The organism is Streptomyces sp. NPDC048417 (assembly GCF_040651615.1).
In the GTDB taxonomy this organism is placed as follows: Bacteria; Actinomycetota; Actinomycetes; order Streptomycetales; family Streptomycetaceae; genus Streptomyces.
Map to the genome: position 1 here is coordinate 25,344 of NZ_JBEZKI010000016.1, position 24,377 is coordinate 49,720.

General features: G+C 72.0%; 19 protein-coding genes. 15 read left to right on the forward strand and 4 right to left on the reverse strand.

What is annotated here, in order from left to right; genetic code table 11:
• Positions 1 to 46 precede the first annotated feature (46 nt).
• Positions 47 to 1,402: a M14 family zinc carboxypeptidase gene (locus AB0D59_RS24875; RefSeq protein ID WP_362569767.1), complete on the reverse strand. Its 1,356-nt coding sequence runs from the start codon at positions 1,400 to 1,402 to the stop codon at positions 47 to 49.
• A gap of 221 nt (positions 1,403 to 1,623) precedes the next feature.
• Here AB0D59_RS24875 and AB0D59_RS24880 point away from each other — a divergent pair, with 221 nt between their 5' ends.
• From AB0D59_RS24880 to AB0D59_RS24890, 3 genes are all read left to right on the forward strand, one after another.
• Positions 1,624 to 2,844: a ThiF family adenylyltransferase gene (locus tag AB0D59_RS24880; protein WP_362569770.1), complete on the forward strand. Its 1,221-nt coding sequence runs from the start codon at positions 1,624 to 1,626 to the stop codon at positions 2,842 to 2,844.
• Positions 2,841 to 4,076, forward strand: coding sequence for a hypothetical protein (locus AB0D59_RS24885; RefSeq protein WP_362569234.1), 1,236 nt, complete (start codon positions 2,841 to 2,843; stop codon positions 4,074 to 4,076). Before AB0D59_RS24880 ends, AB0D59_RS24885 begins: the two co-directional genes overlap by 4 nt.
• A 461-nt stretch (positions 4,077 to 4,537) precedes the next feature.
• Positions 4,538 to 4,972 (forward strand): hypothetical protein, encoded by a 435-nt coding sequence (locus AB0D59_RS24890; RefSeq protein WP_362569237.1) that lies wholly within the window; start codon positions 4,538 to 4,540, stop codon positions 4,970 to 4,972.
• A gap of 5 nt (positions 4,973 to 4,977) precedes the next feature.
• Here the strand turns inward: AB0D59_RS24890 and AB0D59_RS24895 are convergent, their stop codons facing one another.
• Entirely contained in the window at positions 4,978 to 5,979 is a 1,002-nt protein-coding gene (locus AB0D59_RS24895; RefSeq protein WP_362569240.1) for a LacI family DNA-binding transcriptional regulator, read from the reverse strand.
• Positions 5,980 to 6,227: 248 nt separating this feature from the next.
• On the opposite strand from AB0D59_RS24895, the gene AB0D59_RS24900 reads away from it, so the two are divergent.
• From AB0D59_RS24900 to AB0D59_RS24925, 6 genes are all read left to right on the forward strand, one after another.
• Complete coding sequence (locus AB0D59_RS24900; RefSeq protein WP_362569242.1) at positions 6,228 to 7,562, forward strand: ABC transporter substrate-binding protein; 1,335 nt, start codon at positions 6,228 to 6,230, stop codon at positions 7,560 to 7,562.
• A gap of 7 nt (positions 7,563 to 7,569) precedes the next feature.
• Entirely contained in the window at positions 7,570 to 8,520 is a 951-nt protein-coding gene (locus tag AB0D59_RS24905; RefSeq protein WP_362569244.1) for a sugar ABC transporter permease, read from the forward strand.
• 59 nt (positions 8,521 to 8,579) lie between these two features.
• Positions 8,580 to 9,386, forward strand: a complete 807-nt coding sequence (locus tag AB0D59_RS24910; RefSeq protein WP_362569773.1) for a carbohydrate ABC transporter permease — start codon at positions 8,580 to 8,582, stop codon at positions 9,384 to 9,386.
• Between the two features lie 26 nt (positions 9,387 to 9,412).
• The gene (locus AB0D59_RS24915; protein WP_362569246.1) at positions 9,413 to 12,136 is read left to right on the forward strand and encodes an alpha-mannosidase; all 2,724 of its coding nucleotides are present in this window, start codon (positions 9,413 to 9,415) and stop codon (positions 12,134 to 12,136) included.
• Positions 12,137 to 12,174: 38 nt separating this feature from the next.
• Entirely contained in the window at positions 12,175 to 15,159 is a 2,985-nt protein-coding gene (locus tag AB0D59_RS24920; protein WP_362569248.1) for a glycoside hydrolase family 2 TIM barrel-domain containing protein, read from the forward strand.
• Positions 15,160 to 15,251: 92 nt separating this feature from the next.
• Positions 15,252 to 16,079, forward strand: coding sequence for an oxidoreductase (locus AB0D59_RS24925; RefSeq protein WP_362569250.1), 828 nt, complete (start codon positions 15,252 to 15,254; stop codon positions 16,077 to 16,079).
• 124 nt (positions 16,080 to 16,203) lie between these two features.
• On the opposite strand, the gene AB0D59_RS24930 is transcribed toward AB0D59_RS24925, so the two are convergent.
• Complete coding sequence (locus AB0D59_RS24930; protein ID WP_362569253.1) at positions 16,204 to 17,376, reverse strand: serpin family protein; 1,173 nt, start codon at positions 17,374 to 17,376, stop codon at positions 16,204 to 16,206.
• Entirely contained in the window at positions 17,373 to 17,507 is a 135-nt protein-coding gene (locus tag AB0D59_RS24935) for a hypothetical protein (protein ID WP_362569256.1), read from the reverse strand. Before AB0D59_RS24935 ends, AB0D59_RS24930 begins: the two co-directional genes overlap by 4 nt.
• 120 nt (positions 17,508 to 17,627) lie before the next feature.
• On the opposite strand from AB0D59_RS24935, the gene AB0D59_RS24940 reads away from it, so the two are divergent.
• The 6 genes from AB0D59_RS24940 (at position 17,628) to AB0D59_RS24965 (ending at position 24,196) form a co-directional block, all read left to right on the forward strand.
• Positions 17,628 to 18,845: a DUF4190 domain-containing protein gene (locus tag AB0D59_RS24940; RefSeq protein WP_362569259.1), complete on the forward strand. Its 1,218-nt coding sequence runs from the start codon at positions 17,628 to 17,630 to the stop codon at positions 18,843 to 18,845.
• A gap of 147 nt (positions 18,846 to 18,992) precedes the next feature.
• Positions 18,993 to 19,745 carry a GntR family transcriptional regulator gene (locus AB0D59_RS24945; protein WP_362569262.1) on the forward strand — a complete coding sequence of 251 codons (753 nt, stop codon included), beginning with the start codon at positions 18,993 to 18,995 and terminating at the stop codon, positions 19,743 to 19,745.
• A gap of 302 nt (positions 19,746 to 20,047) precedes the next feature.
• Entirely contained in the window at positions 20,048 to 20,242 is a 195-nt protein-coding gene (locus tag AB0D59_RS24950; RefSeq protein WP_362569265.1) for an SPOR domain-containing protein, read from the forward strand.
• 30 nt (positions 20,243 to 20,272) lie between these two features.
• Positions 20,273 to 20,722 carry a (deoxy)nucleoside triphosphate pyrophosphohydrolase gene (locus tag AB0D59_RS24955; protein ID WP_362569268.1) on the forward strand — a complete coding sequence of 150 codons (450 nt, stop codon included), beginning with the start codon at positions 20,273 to 20,275 and terminating at the stop codon, positions 20,720 to 20,722.
• Positions 20,723 to 20,940: 218 nt separating this feature from the next.
• Positions 20,941 to 21,357, forward strand: coding sequence for an ATP-binding protein (locus AB0D59_RS24960; RefSeq protein ID WP_362569272.1), 417 nt, complete (start codon positions 20,941 to 20,943; stop codon positions 21,355 to 21,357).
• Between the two features lie 250 nt (positions 21,358 to 21,607).
• The gene (locus AB0D59_RS24965) at positions 21,608 to 24,196 is read left to right on the forward strand and encodes a SpoIIE family protein phosphatase (protein WP_362569275.1); all 2,589 of its coding nucleotides are present in this window, start codon (positions 21,608 to 21,610) and stop codon (positions 24,194 to 24,196) included.
• Positions 24,197 to 24,377: the final 181 nt, after the last annotated feature.

Sequence of the window (24,377 nt, forward strand, 5' to 3'; positions counted from 1 at the left end):
GGTCGCCCCTGAGTTCCTCCCGTGCCGATCTCGGCCGGGGACCTTCTCATCGGAGGGTGGTCAGTGCGCTCTCGGCGGCTGCCAGGATCGTACGTGTCTGGTGGGCGACCTGTCGGCGCACGGGTACCCGGCGCAGGCGCAGGGTCTTCTCGAAGTCCGCGCACCAGGTGGTGAAGAGGTCGTCCAGATCGCGGTGCAGGCCCGGCGCGGCGGGGTCGTCCGCCGCCTCCAGCAGTCGTAGCAGCAGGCCCGCGGCGCGCAGCGGTTGGCGGCGGGCCACGACGTCCAGGGCACAGACCTGGGCCGTCGTCAGCCCCGGCGGTCCGTCGGCCGCCTGCCGGGCGAGCGGTTCCCAGGAGTCGGCGACCAGGTCGTAGAGGCCGTCGGCCATCCACTCCAGGACGCGTCTGGGCGCGTTGTCCCGGGCCGGTGGCAGGAAGGGGCGGGCCTTGTCGAGGACGGCGGTCACCTGGCGTCCGCCGTCCCGTACCAGCCCGGCCAGGTCACGCAGTACGGCACCGGCGTCCGGGCGCGGGGACGGGTCGTCGGCCAGGTCGGTCGCCCACAGGGGCACCTCGATGATCGCCGTGACCCCGCCGTACCGCGCGGGTGCGCACCACGTGGACAACCCGATGTTCTCGGACCCGGCCGCCAGGCGGGCCGCGCTCTCCGGCGGCGGCAGGACGTAGACGCCGGGGCCCGGGTTCTCCCAGTACAGGGCGTCGAACGTGCCGTACTGGACCGGGATGGCCAGCTCGGCGGCGGACTTCCGGAACGGCGCGGCGAACCGGGGGAGGTCGTGGGTCAACTGGACCCAGGTGCCGCCCGCGTCGACGTTGTGCAGGGAGCACTGGAGGACCGGCCGCAGTTCGTCGATGACGTCGAACAGCGCCTGGCTCTCCGGGAGCTGCCGGGATTCGATGGGCGCCCACTCCGGCTGTTCCGCCGCGACCGGGCGGTAGGCGGCACGGTAGTAGTCGGCCAGGGTGTGGCAGGAACTGGCCGTCGCCTCTTCGATGCCCTGGCTGAGCGCGGCGCCGTCCGGGTCAAGGCACAGGACGATGTCCCAGGTGACGAGGGACGGATCGGTCGCCGTGGACGGACCGGTAGCGGCAGACGGATCGGTCGCCGTCGACGGGTGGTGGCCGTGCGCCACCCGCTGCGCCAGGGTGCTCGCGACCCGCTCCGCCAGGGCGATCGCGGTGGTGCCGCCGACCGGCTCGTCGGGGTGCGGCCGGGCGACCACCAGGACGTGGTGCGGCCCGTGTCCCACGGACAGCATCAGGATCGGGCGGCCGGCCCGGGACGTGCCGATCCGGCGCAGTCGGCCGGTCCCGGGGAACCGGGAGACCAACCGCCGTGCCGAGTCGGTGACTTCCGCGACCGTGAGGTATCGGTCCAGCATCGGCACCTGGTCAGCTGCCGCCGTTGCCACCGCTCTCGCCGGTGGTCTCCTTCTTGTCCAGCGGCCGGATCTCGATCTTGTTCGGCATGCCATGTCCTCCCGGTGGTGGCTGTGACGTGTCATGGTTGTCGTGCTCTTGCCAGGGTTGGCCGAACCGGTGAATCTTGTCAACGTCCTTTGTCGACCGGCAAGTTGACGCTCACGAGATTGGCGTGAAGATGACGGTGCCCGCGATGCGGCGGCCTCGGATCAAGCCGGAACACCGGGCCTACCGGACCGTCGACGGCCATGTGCGGATCGGGAGCGTCGTGCACGGCATCGGTGCCGAGGTCACGGATCCCGACGGCTGGGTGTGGACGCTGGTTCAGGCCATGGACGGCACCCAGAGCGCCGCGGACATCGTCGCCGAGGTGTCCCGCCGTCACCCGGGGCTGGTGCTGCCGGACCCGGACATCGCCCAGGCGATCACGGACCTGACCATGGCCGGGTACGTGGAGGACGCCGGTGTCGCCCCGCCGGCGGAGCTGTCCGAGCGGGAACGCGAGCGGTACGGCAGGGGCATGACCCTGCTGCGCTGGATGGACCTCCGGCCCCGGGAGAGCGCCTGGGAGCCGCAGCTGCGGCTGCGCCGGGCCCGGGTGCTGCTGGTCGGCGTCGGCGGTACCGGCGGGGCCGCCGCGCGGGACCTGGTGGCCTCCGGGGTGGGACGGCTGCACTGTGTCGAACCGGACGTCGTCGAACTGTCCAACCTCAACCGGCAGACGCTCTTCGGCGAGCGCGACCTCGGTACGCCGAAGATCGACGCGGCGCTGACGGCGCTGCACGCCCTGAACTCGGACACGACGGTCACGGGCGAACGCCGTGAGGTGCGCGGGCCGGCGGACCTCGAAGACCTGCTGGCCGGTGACACCGGGGGTGCCGGCGGCTCCGGCGGCGGCGCGGGGTACGACGTGTTCCTCCTGGCCGCCGACCGGCCCGCCGTGATCCGCAGATGGGCCAACCAGGTCTGTCTGGCCACCGGCACCGCATGGGCCGAAGCCGGATACCGCGGTCCGCTGGTGAGCGTCGGGGTGTTCAGGCCCGGCCGGGGTGCGTGCTGGGAGTGTCTGCGCAGCGCCGAGATCGAGCGGCGCGATCTGCGGCTCGCGCCCGGCCAGGACGAGGAGGTCGCCTCACCCCGTATGCCGTGGAACCCGGTCAACGCCGTGACCGCGGGCCTGTCCGGCAGCCTGTTGGCCCATGCCGCGCTGATGCTGCTGTGCGGGATCCCGCCGGTCGACCCCGGATGCCGGTTCGGCCTCAACCTCATGGTGCCCGGCGACCCCGTGATGCAACGCTCGGAGCGCCGCCCCGACTGCCCCGCCTGCGGCGCCGCCTGCGCTGACCGGACGGCCGGGGAGCTGACCTCCGGGGAGCTGACCACCGGGGACCTGACGTGACGGACACCGCGGCGACGGACCGGCCCCGGATCGAGCCGTCGACCCGGGTCCTGCTGCACGACCTCGGGATACGGCGGGACCGGGACGAGTGGATCGTGGGCCGTATGGCCACCCGGACCTTCGTCGCCCTGCCCGCGGCCGGGGCCCGTGCGGTGGAACTCCTCGGCCGGGGGCTGAGCGTGGCCCGCACGGCGGAACTGCTGCGCGAGGAGACCGGCGAGGAACTCGACATCACGGACTTCGTCAGGGACCTGGCCGCCCTGGGGTTCGTGGCGCGGATCGGCGACTGCCCGGTTCCGGACGCCACACCACCGCGCGCGTCCCTGCCGTGGCTGCGGCCCCGCGCCGTCCGGTTCGCCCTGCACCCGGCGCCGGCGGTGCTCGTCGGAGTACTGCTGGCGGCCGCCGTCGCCGTGCTGATCCACCGCCCCGACCTGGTCCCGGGCTACCGCGACCTGCTGTGGAGCCCGCACGGCAGCCTGGTCCTGCTCACCGGGGCGGCGGCCGGGTGGGCGCTGCTGTTCGCCCATGAGCTGGCACATCTGGTCACCGCCCGGGCCGCGGGCGTGCCGGGGAGGATGCGGCTGGGCACCCGGCTGCAGTTCCTCGTCATGCAGACCGACATCAGCGGCATCGAACTCGCGCCCCGCCGCCACCGGCTGACGGCCTACCTGGCCGGTATCGCCCTCAACCTGTCCGTCGCCTCGGCCCTGGTACTGGTCCTCGCCGTGACGGACACCGGGACGACGGCCCACCGGGTGCTGGCCGCGGGCCTGCTGCTGGCTCTGCTGCCCCTGCCCTTCCAGTGCATGGTGTTCACGCGCACGGACCTCTACTTCGTCCTCCAGGACGTCACCGGCTGCCGGAACCTGTACGGCGACGGCCGGGCCTATGTCCGCTACCGGTTCCGACGGCTGCTGCGCGCCCCCCGCCCCGCCGGAGCCGGTGACCCGAGCGTCCGGCTGCCCCCGCACGAGCGCCGGGCCGTCCGCCTCTACAGCGTCGTCCTCGTGGCCGGCACGGTGGCCTGCCTGGCGTTCATGGCCGCCGTCACCCTTCCCGCCGACCTCACCCTGCTGGTCCGCGCGGTCCGGGGACTGGGCCCGGACCAGAGCCTCGCGCGCACCGCCGACTCGGCGGCCGTGCTGGTCACCCTCGGCGGGGTCAACGTCCTGTGGCTGGTGACCCGCTGGCGCAACCGCCGTTCACGCAGGTCCGCCGGAGTGACCTGACCGCGGTGCGTTCAACGGCAGGGTCCTCCCGCTCGCAGCGGCCGGGCCGGGCTCTTCGGCGCTTGCGTCGGACGCGAGCGTGCCGGGTACGCGTACAGCACATCGCCGCATCGCCGGCGTGCTGTGCCGATGACTTGTCAAGCTCCGTGCCACGTTCCATGGGGGAGGTTCGGTTGGGCGGTACTCAGTCGCAGTCTGCGGACTACGAACGCGTACTCGACGTGGTGACGGCCCCGGTAACCGATGCCTGTGACGCTCAGCGGGTTCAGTCGGGTTTCAACGCGCGGTCGGTCGCCGACACCTACGAGCCGTTCCTCAAGAAGCTCCAGCCCAGAGGCCCCGGTATTCCGATTTGACAGCGCGTGTCGGACGCCGACCTGGCCCGCCGGACCCGTCGAGGGGGAGCAGGCGCGCCTGGCATGACGGACGGGCACCACATCGAGAGAGCGGATGTGTGACACATGACCGTGGTCCACGCGCTGATCCATCTTCACGACTTCGACGACGGAAGTGCCGACTTCAAACTGATCGGGGTCTTCTCGTCGCGGGACAGGGCGGCGCAAGCCCAGGCTGTCACCGCGGAACTCCCCGGGTTCAGGGACTTTCCGGGCGGTTTCCAGGTCGTCCCGTTCGAGGTGGACCACGGGCGGGCGGGGGAGCGGGCAGGGGAAAGCCTGCCCGCGGATGTGTACCTGCTCTTCCGGATCCTGGAAGATCCGGACCGCGGTGAAGAGGTCCTGATCCTCGGGGCGTTCCTTTCGGAGGAGCAGGGCCACGCGGCGGCCCGGGCGTATCGGGAAGGCCCACCGGAGGCCGAGCTGGAGGTCTCTCCGGTGAGCCTGGACGAGAGAACGTGGGGTGACGGCTTCGTCACCGTCGAGCCCGACGAGCAGTGAGCCGCCTACGCCGACTCGCGCAGCCGCAGTTCCGCCCCCACCGTCAGTTCGTCGGGGCGCAGCGGGCCGGCTCCGGTCAGGAGTCTGGCCGTCTGTTCGACGGCTAGTGCGCCGAGGCGGCGGGTGTCCAGGGCCACCGTGGTCAGCGCCGGCTCGACGAGGGTGCCGAGGCCCAGGCCGTCGAAGCCCAGTACGGCGAGATCCCCGGGGACCTGGCGGCCGAGCCGGCGGGCGGCGCGCAGCGCTCCGAAGGCGATGATGTCGTTGAACGTGAACACGGCGGTCAGGTGCGGGTGCCGGGCCAGGAGTTCCTGGAGCGCGCGCTCCCCGCCCTCCACGCTCTGGTCGGCGCGGGCCACCGAACCGGAGTCCAGCGCGCACGCGGACATCGCGGTGTCGAACCACTCGTGCCGGACGCTCGGCTCGGAGCGTTCCGCGTGGTCCAGCATGCCGATGTGCCGGTGCCCGGCCCCTATCAGGTGCTGTATCGCCGCGTGCACGCCGGCCTCGCCGTCGATCCGGATCGAACTGAACCGCTCGGTGGGGCGCTTCCGGTCGATGAGGACGACAGGCAGCCCCCGGGTGAGCCGCGCGATCTCGTCCTCCGGCAGGCTCAGATAGCCCACCACGGCGTCCACCTGCGCGGCGATCACCTCCAGGGTGCCCTGCTCCTCCTCGACGCGGTCGCCGGTGTCGTACACCACGACGTGCCAGCCGCGGCCCCGGGCCGCGTCCAGCGCGGCGGCGGCGACCTCGGTGAAGAACGGGTTGAGCAGATCGGGGATCACCAGTCCGACGCTGATCGTGTCCTGCCGGACCAGCCCCCGGGCGAACCGGCTCGGCCGGTAGCCCAGCGCGAGGGCGGCGTCCAGGACGCGCTGCTTGGTGGAGACGCCGATCTCGCCCTTGTCGTTGAGCGCGCGTGACACGGTCTGCCGGGACACTCCCGCGGCCTCGGCCACATCGTCGATCGTCACCCTGCGGGGTCCGGTCCCCGACGGCGCCATCACTCACCTCCGTGCAGTTGCCGACGCGACCGCGTCGCAGGGACACCGAGTATGCCGGGTCCGATGTCTTGAGCCTTGACACTCCGGCGGACCGGAGCCCACACTCCCAATCAACTTCCCGTTACCGCTCCCGTGAGCGCTCACGTTACCGCTCACGGAACCTGATTCCAACCAGAAGGCATCCGCCTCCAGGTGTCAACGTCGACCCGCCTGCCGACCCTCGCCAGGCGTTCTCTGGAACGGAAGATATGAGCAGCACAGTCACACGCACCCGCCTCGCCGCCGCGGCCGCCACAGCGGGCATCGTCGTACTCGCCGGATGCTCCTCGTCCGGTTCGTCGGACAAGGCGTCCGCCTCGTCCTGCGCGCCCGCGAAGGGCAAGGTCACCCTCCAGTACTGGAACACCGTCCCGGGCATGGACAAGGTCGTCGCCCTGTGGAACAAGCAGCACCCGGACGTCCAGGTGCAGATGAAGAACATCTCCAACGACCAGTACGGCCTCATCGGCAACGCCCTCAAGGCGGGCAAGGCGCCGGACCTCGCCCAGGTCGGCTACGACGAGCTTCCCAACCTGCGCACCCAGAGCGCCTTCGTGGACGCCTCCGCCTGCAAGGCGGCCACCGCGGCCGAGTCGAAGTTCGTGCCGTGGACCTGGTCGCAGGCCAGCTTCGGCGGCACCGGTGTGTTCGCCATCCCGCAGGACACCGGCCCGATGGCCCTGTTCGTCCGCACCGACCTCTTCAAGAAGTACAACGTCGCCGTCCCCACGACGTGGGACGAGTACGCGACGGCCGCCGCGAAGCTGCACAAGGCGGACCCGAACCTCGACATGACGTTCTTCGACCCGAACAACGCCGAGTGGTTCAACGGGCTCCTCTGGCAGAACGACGCCAAGATGTACGGCTACTCCGGCGACAAGTGGCAGGTCACCGTCGAGTCGCAGCAGAGCAAGCAGGTCGCCGACTACTGGCAGAAGCTGATCTCCGAGAAGGTCGTGCGCACCGACCTCGCCAACGGGTCGACGCAGATGTACGCGGCGTACCAGAAGGACCAGATCGCCAGCTATGTCGGTGCCGCCTGGGGGTACAGCGGGTTCCGCGACAACCTGCCCAAGCAGGCCGGGAAGTGGTCGATCGTCCCGATGCCGACCTGGGGCACGAGCGGCGGCTCCGGTGACTGGGGCGGTTCGACCGTCGCGTTCATGAAGGGCAGCAAGCACCTGTACGAGTCGGTCGAGTTCAACACCTGGCTGAACTCCGACCCGGCCGCGCTGGCGCTGGAGAACAAGCTGGGCGGCCTCTACCCGGCGGCCAACGCCGGCCTGGACCTTCCCGCGCTGAAGCAGGGCGTGCCGTACTACAACAACGAGAAGATCTTCGACGTCTTCGCCGCCTCGTCCAAGAAGATCGACACCAGTTTCGCCTGGGGCCCCACGCAGAAGACGGTGAACCTGGCGCTCCAGGACGCGATGGCCAAGGCCGCGGCCGGGAAGGGCACGCTCAGCGACGCGCTCGCGGCCGCCCAGGCCGCCGCGCTGAAGTCGATGAAGGACCAGGCGATCCCGGCGACGGCGGGTAAGTGACCGCGGTATGACCGATCTTGCGAACCGCGCGTCCGGCGCGGTGACCACGCCCGGGGGCCGTCGCCGCCGCCTCAACGGCGGCGGCCCCCGGGCGGGCACCATCGCCGCCTTCGTCACCCCGTTCTTCCTGCCGTTCCTGCTGTTCTACCTGGTGCCGGTCGGCTACGCGCTCTGGCAGAGCGTCCGCGTCGTGCGCCGCAGCGGAGGGCAGTACGGGACGTCGTACACGACCTTCGGCGGCTTCGAGCAGTACGTGAAGGTGTTCCAGAACACCGAGTTCTGGTCCAGCATCGGCCGCATCGGGCTGTTCGGCATCGTGCAGGTGCCCGTCATGCTCTTCGTCGCCCTGACCATCGCGCTGCTTCTCGACACGCCTCTGCTGAAGGCCAAGGGGTTCTTCCGCATCACCGCGTTCATGCCGTACGCGGTGCCCGGTGTCATCGCCGCGATCATGTGGTCGTACCTCTACTCGCCCCAGCTCAGCCCCGTCGTCGACCTGCTGAACGGCGTCGGACTGCACCCCGACTTCCTCGGCCCCGGTGCCGTCCTGTGGTCGACCGCGAACGTCTCCACCTGGCTGTGGACCGGCTACAACATGCTGATCATGTTCTCGGCGCTCCAGTCGATCCCGCAGGAGCTGTACGAGGCCGCGAAGATCGACGGCGCGAGCAACTGGATCATCGCCTGGCGGGTCAAGGTGCCGATCATCGCCCCGTCGATCGTCCTGACCACGGTGTTCTCGATCATCGGCACACTCCAGCTGTACGCCGAGCCGGCCGTGCTGCGGCAGATCTCCTCGAACATCTCCAGCACGTTCACCCCGAACATGCTCGCCTACACGGTGGCCTCCGGGAACAACTACCAGCAGGCCGCGGCCATCTCCGTCGTCATCGCCGTCATCACCTTCGTCTTGAGCTTCGGGTTCATGCGACTGACCTCGAAGAAGGCGGGACTGTGAGCAACAGCGACAACACCCCCTCCCTGATCCGTGAGAGCCGCGTCAGCCGTACGGCCGCCATGGCCCTGATGCTGCTGCTGACCATCTACTTCCTGCTGCCGGTCTACTTCCTGATCGTCGCGTCGACCAAGCCGCAGGGCGACCTCGCCTCCACCAACGGGCTGGCGTTCTCGCACTTCAACCTCTTCGACAACCTGCATGTCCTGTTCACCCGCAGCGACGGCATCTTCGGCCGCTGGATCCTCAACACCGTGATCTACGCGGTGCTGGGCGCGGCCGTGGGCACCCTGATCTCCGCGCTGTGCGGCTACGCCCTCGCCAAGTTCCGGTTCCGCGGCCGGGAGTTCCTGTTCTCCGTCATCCTCGGCGGCGTCCTGGTCCCCACCACCGCGCTCGCCCTGCCGCTGTTCCTGCTGTTCTCGGCGACCGGCCTGGTCAACACCTATCTCGCGGTCTTCCTGCCCAGCATCGTCAGCCCGTTCGGCGTCTATCTCGCGCGCATCTTCGCGAACGCGTCCGTGCCGCAGGAGCTGATCGAGTCGGCGCGGCTGGACGGCGCGGGCGAGTTCCGTACCTTCTTCTCGGTGGGGTTCCGGCTGATGACACCGGCCCTGGTGACCATCTTCCTGTTCCAGTTCGTGGCCATCTGGAACAACTTCTTCCTGCCGATGGTGATGCTCCAGAAGGAGTCCCTCTTCCCGATCACGCTCGGCCTGTACGAGTGGAACGGCCAGACCGCCCGGGCTCCCCTGCTGCAGCAGTCCATCATCACCGGCTCGCTGGTGTCGATCGTGCCCGTGATCGTCGTGTTCATCCTGCTCCAGCGCTTCTGGCGGACCGGCCTCGCCGCCGGCTCCCTCAAGTGACCCCCACACAGAAGGTGTTCCGCGTTATGACCGACTCGGCTGTCTTCGTGCCCCACTTCCACTGGGACCGGGAGTGGTACGAGCCGTTCCAGGTCTTCCGGCACCGCCTCGTCACCGCCCTCGACACCGTGCTGGCGACCGCCGACGCGGACCCGGACTTCCGGTTCACCGTCGACGGGCAGATGGCCGCGGTCGAGGACTACCTGGAGATGCGCCCGGAGAACCGCGACCGGGTCGCCGCTCTGGTCCGCGAGGGCCGGCTGGCCGTCGGGCCCTGGCTGATCCTGCTCGACGAGTTCCTCTGCTCCGGCGAGACCATCGTCCGCAACCTCCAGATGGGGTGGGCGGCGGCGGAGCGCCTCGGCGGGGCGATGCCCGTCGGCTATCTGCCGGACATGTTCGGCCACGTCGCGCAGATGCCGCAGATCCTGGCCCGCGCCGGCATCGAGCACGCCGCCCTGTGGCGCGGGGTGCCCGGCTCGGTCGACGGCCACGCCTTCCGCTGGCGCGCCCCCGACGGCTCCGAGGTCCGCACCGAGTTCCTCTTCGACGGGTACGACAACGGACTCGACGTCCTGCTGGTACCGGACCGGATCCGGCAGGCGCTCGCCGAGTACGCCGAGCTGACCGCCGGGCGCTGGGGCGGCGACCCGCTCCTGGCCATGGCCGGCACCGACCACAACGCGCCCGACCCGAAGCTGGCGGACTGGCTGCGGAAGGCCTCCGGCGAGGAGCGGCCGATCACCGTCGCGACCCTCGACGAGTACCTCCGCAAGCAGGTACGCGACGAGGTGACCGCCGTCGTCACCGGTGAACTGCGCAGCCATGTCCGGGGCAACATCCTGCCGGGCGTGCTGTCCGTGCGGCTCGGGCTCAAGCAGCGGATGGCCCTCGCCGAGCGGACCGTCGACCACGCCGAACGCATGAACGCCCTGTGGTCGCGGCGCGACGACTCGAACTTCCTCGCCCTCGCCTGGCACAAGATCATCGAGTCGACCGCCCATGACTCGGTGGTCGGCTCCGGCACCGACGAGACCTGCGACCAGGTCGCCGCCCGCCTCGCCGAGGCCGCACAGACCGCCCGGGCCGTCCGGGACGCGGCCCTCGCCGAGCCCGCCGCCCTGGTCCCGAGCGACGGCCACCTGGTCGCCAACCCGCTGCCCGCACCCCGTACCGCACTGGTCGAGGTGGACGTCGTGGCCGCACCGGAGGGGAGCGCGCTGGTCGCGACCACCGCCGACGGCTCGGCCCACCCTGTCCAGCTGGTCTCCGAGGCCCCGACCGTCCTCAGCGACGAGCGGCTCGACGCCTCGCAGCTCGAACGCGTGCTGCGCCGGATCCACCGCCGCGAGCTGTTCGGCCTGCTCATCGACCGCTACGAACTCACCCCGAACTCCCTGGTCTTCCACCTCGCCGAGGCACCGGCCGGGCCCTTCGACCTGATGACCCTGCGCGGCGAGGTCGCCGCCGCCGCGGCCGCGCACCCGGGGGAGTGGCGGGTGCGGACCCTGGCCCAGGCCCGGGCCACCGCGCTGGTGGCCGTGCCGGTCTCCGCCGGCGGACTGGCCGCCTTCCGGGTCGAGCCGGCCGACCGGCCCGCCGCCCCGGCGACGCACCCGGTCACGGCGACGCCCGACCGGCTCTCCAACGGCCTGGTCGAGGTCACGGTGGCCGCCGACGGCACCCTCGAGGTGACCGGGCCGGACGGCACCGTCCTGTCCGGAGTCGGCCGCCTCGTCGACGGCGGCGACCGGGGCGACAGCTACAACTACGCCCCTCCGGCGCACGACACCCTCGTCTCCGAGCCGGCCCGGGTCGGCGTCGAACTTCTCGACCAGGGCCCGCTGCGGGCCCGGCTGCGCGTCACCCGTGTCTACGACTGGCTGGCCGCGCTCGCCGCGGACGACCGGGACCGGCGGGACGGCCGTACCGTCCCGACCCCCGTGGACATGGTGGTGGAGGTCCGCGCGGGCGAGCCGTTCGTCCGGATCGCCACCGCGTTCCTCAACCAGAGCGCCGACCACCGGCTGCGCTTCCACGTGCCGCTGCCCGCACCCGTCACCGCCTCCGCGTCGGCCGGGCAGTTCGCCGTCACCGAGCGCGGGCTGACCGCCGAGGGCGGCTGGGGCGAGTACCCCCTGCCGACCTTCCCCGCGAGCTCCTTCGTGTCGGCGGGCCCGGCCACCGTCCTGCTCGACCACTCCGCCGAGTACGAACTCGTCGACGACGGCTCCGCCCTCGCCCTCACCCTGCTCCGCGCCATCGGCTCGATCAGCGTCAACCTCCACCCTCTGCGCGACGAACCCGCGGCGAGCGAGATCCCCGTCCCGGGCGCACAGGACCTGGGCATGCGCATCGAGAACCGGTTCGCCGTGCTGCCCTGGGCGAGCGGCTGGCAGGGCGCGAACGCGGTCGCGCTCGCCGAGGAGTTCCGGGCCGACGTCCTGGTGGCCCGCGGGACCGCGCCCGGCGGCGGCCCGCTGCCCCCGGACGCGACCGGTGTGCGGGTCGACGGCCGGGACGTCCAGGTGTCCAGCATCCGCCGGGTCACCGACGGGCACGGGCCCGGCACCGAGGTCCGGCTGGCCGCGCTGTGGGACACCGCGTCGACCGTCAGGGTGACCGGCGCCTTCACCGCGGCCACGACCGTCGACCTGCTCGGCCGGCCGATCGCCGCGGAGCCGGTGACAGGGGACGGGCTCGAACTCGTCCTAGGTCCCTGGGAGATCCGCACCGTCGTCCTCCGCTAGCCGCCAACACACCCCGATACCAAGAAAGTTGTGAACTCTTGCCCTCCGAGCACTCCGCGTACGTATCGGACACCGCCCCCTGGCGTGGCGCCCTGCGCCCGGCCCGCTCGTGGCTGCACTCCGACGCCCCCGCCCTCTCGCTGAACGGAAACTGGCGCTTTCGGCTGTCGCCGACGGCGGCCGTGGCCGAGGAGTTCGCGGCCGAGGACTTCGACGACCACGGCTGGGACGGCATCCCGGTGCCCGCGCACTGGGTACTGGAGGGCGACGGCGCCTACGGCCGGCCGATCTACACGAACATCCAGTTCCCGTTCCCGATCGACCCGCCGCACGTCCCCGACGAGAACCCCACCGGCGACTACCGCCGCCACTTCGGCCTCCCCGACGGCTGGTCGGACGCCGAGCGGGTGCTGCTGCGCTTCGACGGGGTGGAGTCGCTGTTCAAGGTGTGGGTGAACGGCGTCGAGATCGGCAGCGCGAGCGGCAGCCGGCTGGCCCACGAGTTCGACGTGACGTCCGCGGTCCGCCCCGGCGACAACGTCGTCGCCGTCCGGGTGCACCAGTGGTCGGCGGCCAGCTACCTGGAGGACCAGGACCAGTGGTGGCTGCCGGGCATCTTCCGGGACGTCACCCTGCTCGCCCGCCCGGCCGGCGGGGTCGAGGACGTCTGGCTGCGCACCGGCTACGACGACGGGCACGGCCGGATCGACCCCGAGATCACCGCCGACCCGACGGCCTTCCCCGTCACCCTGCGCATCCCCGAACTGGGCGTCGAGCGGGTCTGGGAGACGGCGGCCGACGTGACGCCCCTCGACGTCCCGGGCGTGCAGCCGTGGTCGGCCGAGGAGCCCCGGCTGTACGACGTCACCGTGTCGTCGGCCGCCGAGAGCATCGCCCTGCGGGTGGGCTTCCGCACTGTCGAGATACGCGGTGACCGCTTCCTGGTCAACGGCCGCCGGGTCGTCTTCCACGGCATGAACCGGCATGAGGCCCACCCCGAGCGCGGCCGGGTCTTCGACGAGGCGCACGCCCGCGAGGACCTGGCCCGGATGAAGCGGTTCAACGTGAACGCCATCCGCACCAGCCACTACCCGCCGCACCCCCGGCTGCTCGACCTCGCCGACGAACTCGGCTTCTGGGTGGTTCTCGAGTGCGACCTGGAGACCCACGGCTTCGACAACGTCGGCTGGACCGGCAACCCGACCGACGACCCGGCCTGGCGCGCGGCCTGCCTGGACCGCATCGAGCGCACCGTCGAACGCGACAAGAACCACCCCGGCGTCGTGCTGTGGTCGCTCGGCAACGAGGCCGGGACCGGCGCCAACCTCGCCGCCATGTCGGCGTGGGTGCACGCCCGCGACCCCGAGCGTCCCGTGCACTACGAGGGCGACTACACCGGCGACTACACCGACGTCTACTCGCGCATGTACGCGACCGTGACGGAGACCGAGCAGATCGGCACGGACGGGTCCCGCGCACCGCTGCTGGGCTGCACCCCCGCCCAGGGCGCCCGGCAGCGCACCAGGCCGTTCCTGCTGTGCGAGTACGCCCACGCGATGGGCAACGGACCCGGCGCCCTCGACCAGTACGAGGAACTGGTCCACCGTCACCCCCGGCTGCACGGCGGCTTCGTCTGGGAGTGGCGCGACCACGGCATCCTGGCCAGGACCCCGGAGGGAACGCCGTACTACGCCTACGGCGGCGACTTCGGCGAGGTCGTGCACGACGGCAACTTCGTCATGGACGGCATGGTGCTGAGCGACGACGTGCCGACGCCCGGCCTCCACGAGTTCAAGGCCGTGGTGCAGCCGATCCGCTTCGCCTTCGACGACGACCAGCTCGCGATCACCAACCTGAGGCACTCCGCCGACACCTCCGACCTGCGCTTTCGCTGGCGTGTCGAGCACGACGGCACCCTCGTGGCGTCCGGGGACCTGAAGGTCCCGGCGGTGGCCGCGGGCGAGTCGGGGCGGGTGCCGCTGCCGGCGGTCCCGGTCGCCCCGGACGCCGAGACCTGGCTGACGGTCGAGGCGGTGCTGGCCGCGGAGACCCCCTGGGCGCCCGCCGGACACGAGGTCGCCACCGCCCAGCTGGACCGCTCGGTACGGCGGCCGGTGCCCGCCGTCCGGCGCCGGACCGGCTGGCGGCCGGACGAGGGCACGCTCGCCCTCGGCATCGCCGAGTTCACCGGCGGCTCCCTCACCCGCCTCGCCGGCCGCGCCGTGACCGGTCCGCGACTGGAGCTGTTCCGGGCGCCCACCGACAACGACGAGGGCACGTCCGACCGGCTGGAGGGCAGCGACGCCAGTACCGCCGAGGTGTCCAGCGCCGACCTGTGGCGCCGGGACGGACTCGACCGCCTCACCACACGGCGGGTCACCGTGGAAGAGACCACGGACGCCCTGCGCACCGTCGACCGGGTCTCCGCCGCGCACTCCGCGCTGTCGGTGACGGTCGAGACCGTGTGGTCTGTCGAGGACGGCGAGCTGGAACTGCGCGTGGACATCGAGCCCTCGCGCGGCTGGACGACGGTGTGGCCGCGGATCGGGGTGCGCTTCGAACTGCCCGACGGGAGCGCCCCGGTGGACGGCGCCGACTGGTTCGGCCTGGGCCCGCACGAGTCCTACCCGGACAGCCTCCGCGCGGCCCGCACCGGCCGCTTCTCCGCCGCCGTCGCGGACCTCGCGGCCGGCTACGCACGCCCCCAGGAGACCGGCCACCGCTCCCGGCTCCGCCGCCTCACGCTGACCAGCGCCGACACCGAGGTACTCCAGTTCACGGCGCTCCCCGACACCCAGGGACGGCGCCCCGGCTTCACCCTGGCCCGGCACACCCCCCAGCAGCTCGCCCGGGCCGCCCACCCCTACGAACTCCCGGAGTCCACCACCAGCCACCTCATTGTCGACGCGGCCCAGCACGGACTCGGCTCCCGGGCCTGCGGACCGGACGTGTGGCCCGAGTTCGCGCTGCGCCCCGAGGCCCGCACCATCAGGCTGCGCGTCACCCGGGGCGTACGCCGGTGAGGTGAACCCGCCCCGAAAACCCGTTGGACGCGAACTCCCTTCCGGGTGAGGGTGGTCGGCTGGACCGACCGCGGACAGCAGGGAGACGGGACATGACCAGGATCTGGCTCATCACCGGGGCGAGCAGCGGCTTCGGCCGGGCACTCACCGAGGCCGCGCTCGCCGCGGGTGACACCGTCGTGGGGGCGGCCCGGCGCCCCGAGGCACTGGACGACCTGGCCGCCGCCCACCCCGGGCGGCTGGACCCGGTACGTCTGGACGTCACGGACATCGCCGCGATCGAGCCCGCGGTACGGGACGTCGTGGCCCGGCACGGACGGATCGACGTCCTCGTCAACAACGCCGGCCGCACCCATGTCGGCGCCTTCGAGGAGACCACCGACGCCGAACTGCGCGACCTGTTCGACCTGCATGTCCTCGGCCCGGCCGCGCTGGTCCGGGCGGCCCTGCCGCAGCTGCGGAAACAGCGCTCGGGCGCGATCGTGCAGATGAGCAGCATGGGCGGCCAGATGTCCTTCGCGGGCTTCTCGGCCTACAGCGGCACGAAGTTCGCGCTGGAGGGCATGTCCGAGGGGCTCGCCGACGAGGTGCGGGAGTTCGGGATCAAGGTGCTGATCGTGGAGCCGGGCGCCTTCCGCACCGCCCTTTTCGACACCGGCCGGGCCGGGGCCAGCCCCGACACCGGCGTGTACCCGAAGGTCGCCGAGACCCGTGACGCCGTCGAGGGCGGTCACGGCAGCCAGCCCGGCGACCCGGCCAAGGCGGCCGCCCTGATCCTGGCCGCCCTGGCCGCCGAGGAGACCCCGCTGCGCCTGCCCCTGGGCGACGACGCGGTGACCGCCGTACTGGCCCAACTGGACGCCGTCCGAGGGGACATCGCCGCCTGGGAGAAGCGCACCCGGGCGACCGACTTCGACTGAGCGCTTCGCTGTGAAGGGCCATGACGGGCCGTCGTTCGGCTGCGGCACCGCCGTGGCTCGTCGCGCCCACGCGGCGGCAGCCGCAAGTTCAATACAGCCCCGCGCCCCTTCGGGGGCGCGCCGCTCAGCCCGCCACCGCCGGCTCCGTGACCCAGCCGGCCGCCAATACCAGGCGGGTGTCGCGGTGTACGGCCAGGAAGCCGAACGGGCGGTCGAAGGTGGCCCGGACGACGGTCGACTCGTGCCGGTACTGCGGCGGGCCGCCGCCCGGTGCTGCCAGCACGGCCGTCACCGCGGCGGCCCGGAAGCCCAGCGGCCCGAACTCCGCGACCGCCGACTGCCCGGCGGCCCCGATGGCCAGCGGCGCGGCGCTGATCCCGGGGAAGTGCCCCTCGCGGGCGTCGGCCGCAGTGGAGAGCCCGAACAGACCGTGCAGTTGGAGCAGATCGTGGTCCGCGCGCACCTCGAAGCCCACGGTCGTCACATCCAGCTGTACGGGGTCCGGGGTGGCCGACGGCAGCCGCTCCACGGCCACCCCAGGACCCGCCTGCCCGTAGGGGAGCTGGCCGCCGGTGGTCACCGGCAGGGCGCGCTCCAGGACGCCGATGCCGGTGTGCAGCACCTGCCCGGGCGCCATCCCCTCCTCGCCGAGCAGCAGATGCACGTCGAGGGCGTTGCCGCCCAGGATCTTCAGCGTGGTGACGTACCCGTCCGGGCCCGCGGTCACCCCGATCCGGTCCGTGCGGACACTGCTGCGGTGCAGACCGGCCAGGGTACGGCCCTGCCACGGCCCGGAGCCGGGCCGCAGCACGGTCTCCCGGAACGGCTGCCGCCACTGCGTGTGCAGGGCCAGCGCGGTCGCGAGCACCATCCGGGCGCCCTCGGTCAGCTTGACCGGCATCCGCTCGACCAGCCCCTCGGTGCGCTTGGCCGCCCACGCGTCCAGTGCCTCCTGGGAGGCCGCGGGGTCGGCGCCGAGCACCCCGAGCGCGTCGGCGGGCAGCCCGGCCGCCCACTGCTCGCGCAGCTCCAGCGCATGGTCGGTCCACAGTCCCAGGGCCGCCCCGACACCGTGCATCGAGGCGAGCCCGCCGAGTAACTCCCGTGCACCGGCAGCCGCTTGGTCCGCTTGCAACCCCACGGCCCGGGTCAGTTCGTCCCGGGCGGGGCCCGCGGCGCCGTCGGCGAGGAAGGCCAGCAGCGGCCAGACCCCGGCGGCCGAGAAGACCGTGCCCTGTCTGGTCCGCTGCGCCCAGCGTGCGGTGAGCGCGTTGACGGCGCTGACGGTGTCGTTCATTGGTCGTCCTCCCAGGAGTGCTCGGGGAAGGGCAGGGGATCCCTGGCCCGGTCCGCCGCGCGGGCGAGCCGGGAGTGCCGGTGCGGGGCGTGGAAGCCGGGGCGTCCGCCCAGCGCGGTCACCGCGCGCACGACCGCTCTCCCCACCCTCATTCCGCCCCCGTTCACGGCGCGCTTACGATGCGCGCAGTCGTACGTCAGTTCAGCCGTCCGTTTCACGCGGCCAGACGCCCCCTCAGGAGCACGGTACCGGTGTCCATACCTCCGCCTCCCGGCCCCCAGCAGCCACAAGGGCCCTACCAGCCGCCCCAGACGGGCCTGCCGCAGTACCCGCAGTACCCGCAGGGACCGTACGGACCGCAGCCGCCGTACCCCTCGCCGTACCAGCCCTGGGGCCAGGGCTACAGCCCCTACGCGCTCCCGGCGCCCGTGAACGGCCTCGCCATCGCCTCCCTCGTGCTCGGCCTGCTGTGCTGTCTGCCGGGGGTGGGGCTGGTGCTGGGACTGGTCGCGCTGAGCCAGATCCGCAAGCGCGGTGAGCGCGGCACGGCGATGGCGGTCATCGGGTCGGTGCTCTCCGGGATCGGGCTGGCCCTGTGGGTGCTGCTGCTCGCCACCGGCGGCGCGGCCAGCTTCTGGGAGGGCGTCAAGGAGGGCGCGAGCGACCGCTCCAGCCTCTCGCTGTCCACCGGTGACTGCTTCGACACCCCGGACCACGCGCTCGACGACGACCTGGTCACCGACGTCACGCATGTCGCCTGCGACGGTGGGCATGACGGCGAGGTCTTCGGCACCTACGACCTCAAGGGCACCGACTACCCGGGCGACGGCGCGGTCGGCGACTCGGCGGACCAACGCTGCTACGTCCTGGAGGAGACCTACGCCTTCGACGTCTGGGAGGTCCCCGACGACGTCGCCGTGTACTACTTCACGCCCAGCGAGGACAGTTGGGCCGCCGGGGACCGCAGTGTCGTCTGTGCCTTCGGCAGCGCCACGGAGGGCGGCAGGCTCACCAGCTCGTACCACAAGGACGCCGACTCCTACGCCTCCGAACAGGTTGCCTACCTCAAGGCCGCGCACGTCCTGAACGCCGCCCTGGACACCGCGCCGGACTCCGACTACATCGAGGACGACCTGCCCGGGAACAGGGCGTGGGCGGGCCGGGTGGCCACGGCGCTCGGCGAGCAGTCGGCGACGCTGCGCTCGTACGAGTGGACCGCGGACACGAAGCAGCCGGTCCTCGCCCTCGTCGACGACCTCGACAAGGCGCGCGCCGAGTGGGCGAAGGCCGCGAAGGCCGCGGACGTCGATACCTTCTACGCGCATTACGACAAGGGGTCCAAGCTGATCGACCCGCACCGCACGGTGACGGTACGCAAAGCTCTGGGCCTCACCACCGTCCCGCCCGCGCACGGCGACGGCGGCGGCGACTCGGGCAGCGGAGGAAGTGGCTCCGGTATGCAGGTGTGACCGCGGCTACAGCGGGGAGAAAGTGCCTGCGCAAAGCCTTCCCCAGCCACATGTCATCACATCGAGTGATTCTCTGGCCTTTGCTTGCATGGCACAACCCACGGTTGCCAGGCTGTTGCTGTCTGTACAACCTGATGGGAGTGGCCAGTGACTTTCGGTGAGCAGCCGGCGTATCTGCGTGTCGCGGGTGATCTCCGCAAGAAGATCGTCGACGGTTCGCTGCCCCCTCACACCCGGCTCCCGTCCCAGGCCCGCATCCGAGAGGAGTACGGCGTCTCCGACACCGTCGCGCTGGAGGCCCGCAAGGTGCTGATGGCCGAGGGGCTGGTCGAGGGCCGCTCCGGCTCCGGGACCTATGTGCGCGAGCGGCCCGTGCCCCGGCGGGTGGCCCGCTCCGGGTTCCGCCCGGTCGGCGGCGCCACCCCGTTCCGGCAGGAGCAGACCGACGCGACCGCGCGCGGCACCTGGGAGTCGCGCAGCGAGCAGGCCGAGGCCGGTGCCGTGATCGCCGACCGGCTGGGCATCCAGGTCGGCGACCGTGTGATGCGCACCCGGTACCTGTTCCGCGACGCGGGCGAGCCGATGATGCTCTCCACCTCCTGGGAGCCCCTCGCGGTCACCGGCCGCACCCCCGTGATGCTGCCCGAGGAGGGCCCCCTCGGCGGCATGGGCGTGGTCGAGCGGATGCGGGCCATCGACGTCATCGTGGACAACGTCACCGAGGAGGTCGGCGCCCGCCCCGGCCTGGCCGAGGAACTGCTCACCCTGGGTGGCGTCCCCGGTCATGTCGTCCTGGTGATCCAGCGGACGTACTACGCCTCCGGTCGCCCGGTGGAGACCGCGGACGTCGTCATCCCCGCCGACCGGTACCGCGCCGCGTACCACCTGCCCGTGAAGTAGCGCACACCCTTGTGAGGGTTGACGTCTTCACGGTCTCTGTCAGGGCCTGGACCCGGCCGCTGCAATCCGGCCGTTCTCGCAGGTGGTCCCGGCTGTCCGCGGTATGCCTGTGACCCGAAGTGCCGGGTGTCTGAACGGCGCGTTCGTCATCGTGCGCCCCCACCGTTCTGGCTGGTTGCGTACCTCTTTGTGAAAAGGCGTATTCGCTGCGTAAAGGTTAGGCGTACGCTCGGGCATATGCGGAGTGCGGTTTCCTTAGCGGGGCGGGGATGGGCGGGAGCCGGGAGAAACGGAGGGGCGCGATGACGGAAGGCACGGTCTCTCTCCCCTGGCTCGTCATACGGCAGGACGACAACGGCAATCGCTACCGCGTCGGCCGGTACGCGACCCGGGCCGAGGCGCAGAAGATCGCCGACAGTCTCGACGACCGCGGACACAAGCAGCTCTACTGGGTCGAACGCATCGGCCTCGGCGGCGGGGACGGCATGCGCAACTGACCCCGCACCGCCTCCCGTAGGCTCCGGGCCATGAGCGAACGGATCGTGGTGGTCGGAGCCGCCCTGCTCGACGCCGGCCGCCTGCTCGCGGCCCGCCGCAGCGCACCCCCGGAACTGGCCGGCCGCTGGGAACTGCCCGGCGGCAAGGTCGAGCCCGACGAGACCCCCGAACAGGCCCTGGTGCGCGAACTGCGCGAGGAACTGGGCGTGGAGACGGAAACGGTGGCGCGGGTACCGGGGGAGTGGCCGGTGCGGGAGCCGTACGTCCTCCAGGTGTGGACCGCCCGCCTCCGGCCCGGCTCGACCGCCCCCAAGCCCCTCCAGGACCACGACGAGCTGAGGTGGCTGACCCCGGACCAGCTCTGGGACGTGAACTGGCTGGACCAGGATGTACCGGCGGTGCGTGAGGTCGCCGCGAAGGCGGCTTGGTGGGAACAGGGGCGAAGCTCGACCCCCGCCAGGGGCGCGGGGCTGCATTGACATGCGGCTACCGCCGCGCGGGCGCGACAAGCCCCGACGGCGCCGCACCCGCCTGACGACCTCACCCCCGGCTCGTAGGCGCACAGGCCTTACTCCTACGCCGTTCGAGCCACAGTGCGCCGTCCCGTGCGGTACTGCATCCCGGTATTCGGGTATGTGCCCATTAACCCCACGAAACCGGACATGGGTGGGCCCGCGGCCAGCGATGGGACTGGGAAGTGATCGGTGTGATCGACACCGAAGGGGACACCGCCGAGTGGACCTTTCCGGCGGAACCGGGCGCCGTGCGCACCGCCCGGACCGCGGTCCGTGACCAACTGACAGGCTGGGGTCTCGACGGCCTCGCCGACATCGCCGCACTGCTGGTCAGCGAGCTGGTCACCAACTCGCTCCGGCACGCCACCGGCCCCATCGGCGTCCGTCTGGTCCGCCCCGCCGGCCTCGGCGACACCCTCCGGGTGGAGGTCTCCGACCCGCTCCCGGACCCGCCGCGCGAGCGTGCCGCCAGCCCCGACGACGAGAGCGGCCGCGGTCTCCAGCTGGTCGCCGGCTCCTCGCGCAGTTGGGGTACCCGGCCCGGTGACACCGGGAAGACGGTCTGGTTCGAGCTGGCGGTACCCGGCCGGACGGGGTGAACGGGGTGTACACGCAGCGCTACGACGTCCACTCGCGCGAGTGGCCGGGGAATGGGTGCCGGAGTGCGTGATTCGACGGCGTGTTCCCTGGTTAGAAGACTGGAAGTGTTGTCACGGTCCGGTCCGGAAATCGTCGGGACCGTGCTGTGATCGTGAACACCGTGTCAGGCGGCGCCGTAGTGCTGGATACTGCGGGCAGCCGCCCCCGGTGACCGGTGCCGGGCGCGGTGAGCTGGAGGGGACGGTTCGCGTGAGCGAGATACCAGCTAAGGCCACGGAGTCCGAGGACCCGTCGGACGGTGCGAGGGCGGGGACCGCGGAGGCAGCCGCGGCCCCCGGCGACGCCATGTGGCAGAGCAGTCCACCCGGCTCGATCTACGACTACATCAAGGTCGCCTCGTTCTCCATCGGCGCCGGCGGCCTGGTCGACCAGTGGAGCCTGCGCGCCGAGCAGATCTTCGGCATCCCCGCGGAGCGCGCCGTCGGCATGGATCCGATCGAGGCGTTCATAGACCCGGACCTGCGCGAGCGCGGCCAGCGGAAGATGGCCGAGATCCTGGACGGGCGGGAGTGGACCGGTGTGGTCCCGTTCCGGATGCCCGACACGGCGGACGGCGAGCGCGGCGAGGAGGGCCTCGCCGAGGTCTACGTCATGCCCACCCGCACCGCCGAGGGCGAGAACGCGGCCGTGTGCATAGTGGTCGACGTCCGCACCCTACGCAGCATCGAGACCGACCTCGCCGCCTCGCAGTCGATATTCGGTCAATCTCCGTTCGGCTTCCTGCTGATCGATCCCGACCTGCGGATCCGCCGTGCCAACGTGCGGTTCTCCTCCATCTTCGGCGGCAGCCCCGACGACCACCGCGGCAAGGGCGTCCACGACTATCTGCCGCGTTCCGAGGCCGAGCGGGTCGCGGCCACCCTGCGCCGGGTCCTGGACACCGGCAACTCCATCACGGACATGCACGTCACGGGGTTCGTGCCGGGCTCCGAGGAGCGCCGGCACTGGTCCATCAACCTTTACCGGGTGCACAGCGGCACCGGCCGCCCCATTGGCATCGCCTGGCTCGGCCTGGACATCACCGCCCGCCGCGCCGCCGCCCGCGAGGCCGCCGCGGCCCGGCGGAATCTCGCCCTCCTCAACGAGGCGGGCGCCCGCATCGGCAACTCCCTCGACCTGGAGACCACCGCCCGCGAACTCCTCGACGTGGTCGTGCCCGGCTTCTGCGACATCGCCACCGTCGACCTCTACCAGGGCCTGCTGGCGGGCGACGAGAGGCCGCCCGGACTCTCCGACGGCAGCGCGGAGCTGCGCCGGGTCGCCTTCGCCAGCGCGGTCTCCGACGCGCCCTTCGTGGGCGGCGGCTCCCCGGTCGCCGTCGGCGCGGTCCACCACTACCCCTTCAACTCGCCCTGTGCGGACGCCCTGCGCACGGCTCGCCCGCAGCATGTGCCGGCCGAGGAGGGCGGCCTCGTCCAGTCCACCCTCGCCGTCCCGATGGTCGCCCACGACACGGTCGTCGGCCTCGCCCAGTTCGCCCGCACCAAGGGCAGCGAGCCGTTCGGCGACCGCGACCGCGAGCTGGCCGTCGAACTGGCCGCCCGCGCCGCCGTCTGCATCGACAACGCGCGCCTCTACCGCCGTGAGCACGAACGCGCGTTGATACTGCAACGGTCCCTGCTCCCGCCCGGCGACCCGGAGGCGTCCGGCCTGGACATCGCGTGCCGTTACCTGCCCGGCAACGCGGCGACCGAGGTCGGCGGCGACTGGTTCGACGTCATCGAACTCCCCGGCCACCGCACGGCGCTGGTGGTCGGCGACGTGATGGGCCGAGGCCTGCGCGCGGCGGTCGCGATGGGCGAACTCCGCACGGCGGTCCGTACGCTGGCCCTTCTCGATCTCGAACCCGCCGAGGTGCTCTCGGCGCTGGACGAGATCGCGCGCGGCCTCGGCACCCCCGGCGGGGTCCAGCAGGCCACCCGCACGGCCCGCCAGCCCCGCGACGCCGACCTCTCCGAGGTCTACCTCGCGACCTGCGTGTACGCCGTCTACGACTCGGTCACCAGGCGCTGTACGTTCGCCAACGCCGGCCATCTGCCGCCGGTGCTCGTCGAGCCCGGCGAGGACGCGCTGATGCTCGACGTGCCCCCCGGCATGCCGCTCGGCGTCGGCGGCGAGCCCTTCGAGGAGGTCGAGGTCGAACTCCCCGAGGGCGCGCTGCTCGCCCTCTACACGGACGGCCTGGTCGAATCCCGGGACCATCCCCTCGACGAGGGGCTCCAGGCCTTCGTGGGGGCGCTCACGGATCCCTCCCAGCCCCTGGAGGACGTCTGCGACCACGTCCTGAGCACCCTCGACACACACCACGGCGAGGACGACATCGCGTTGCTGATGGCACGTGTACAAGGGCTGCCGGCCGAGTCGGTCGGCGACTGGACGCTGCCGCGCGAGCCGCGCAGTGTGGGTCGCGCCCGTGAGTACGCGCGCGCCCAACTGGTCAGCTGGGACCTGGAGCCGCTGGTCGACACGACGGAGCTGCTGGTCAGCGAGCTGGTCACCAACGCGCTGCGGTACGGCGAGGGGGAGATCCGGCTACGGCTGCTGCTCGACCGGACGCTGGTGTGCGAGGTGTGGGACTCCGGCCTGGTCCAGCCGAGGCGCCGGCGCGCCCGCGACACCGACGAGGGCGGCCGGGGGCTCCAACTGGTCGGGCTGCTGAGCGCGGCGTGGGGCTCGCGCCGGACGCCACGCGGGAAGACCGTGTGGTTCGAACTCCCCCTGCCGGACGGCGAAACAGGCCTGACGGACCCCGCGGAGGCTTTGCTCAGCCTGTTCTGAGAGGGACGACACCGACACCCGCACGAACGCGGCGCCGTCGCGACGGCCCACGCCCCTTGCGGGGTTGCGGCCGGTGCGCCTGTGCGGCGCCGCGGGGGTTGGTCGCGCGGTTCCCCGCGCCCGTTTCAGGGGCGCTGCGCCTGACGGCCCTTAAGGGGCGCGGGGAACTGCGCGAGCAGCC

Coding starts and splice junctions, on each gene's coding strand:
- AB0D59_RS24880 (WP_362569770.1), top strand. CDS start 1,624: ATGACGGTGCCCGCGATGCGGCGGCCTCGGATCAAGCCGGAACACCGG.
- AB0D59_RS24890 (WP_362569237.1), top strand. CDS start 4,538: ATGACCGTGGTCCACGCGCTGATCCATCTTCACGACTTCGACGACGGA.
- AB0D59_RS24895 (WP_362569240.1), bottom strand. CDS start 5,979: ATGGCGCCGTCGGGGACCGGACCCCGCAGGGTGACGATCGACGATGTG.
- AB0D59_RS24900 (WP_362569242.1), top strand. CDS start 6,228: ATGAGCAGCACAGTCACACGCACCCGCCTCGCCGCCGCGGCCGCCACA.
- AB0D59_RS24905 (WP_362569244.1), top strand. CDS start 7,570: ATGACCGATCTTGCGAACCGCGCGTCCGGCGCGGTGACCACGCCCGGG.
- AB0D59_RS24910 (WP_362569773.1), top strand. CDS start 8,580: ATGGCCCTGATGCTGCTGCTGACCATCTACTTCCTGCTGCCGGTCTAC.
- AB0D59_RS24915 (WP_362569246.1), top strand. CDS start 9,413: ATGACCGACTCGGCTGTCTTCGTGCCCCACTTCCACTGGGACCGGGAG.
- AB0D59_RS24925 (WP_362569250.1), top strand. CDS start 15,252: ATGACCAGGATCTGGCTCATCACCGGGGCGAGCAGCGGCTTCGGCCGG.
- AB0D59_RS24930 (WP_362569253.1), bottom strand. CDS start 17,376: ATGAACGACACCGTCAGCGCCGTCAACGCGCTCACCGCACGCTGGGCG.
- AB0D59_RS24950 (WP_362569265.1), top strand. CDS start 20,048: ATGACGGAAGGCACGGTCTCTCTCCCCTGGCTCGTCATACGGCAGGAC.
- AB0D59_RS24955 (WP_362569268.1), top strand. CDS start 20,273: ATGAGCGAACGGATCGTGGTGGTCGGAGCCGCCCTGCTCGACGCCGGC.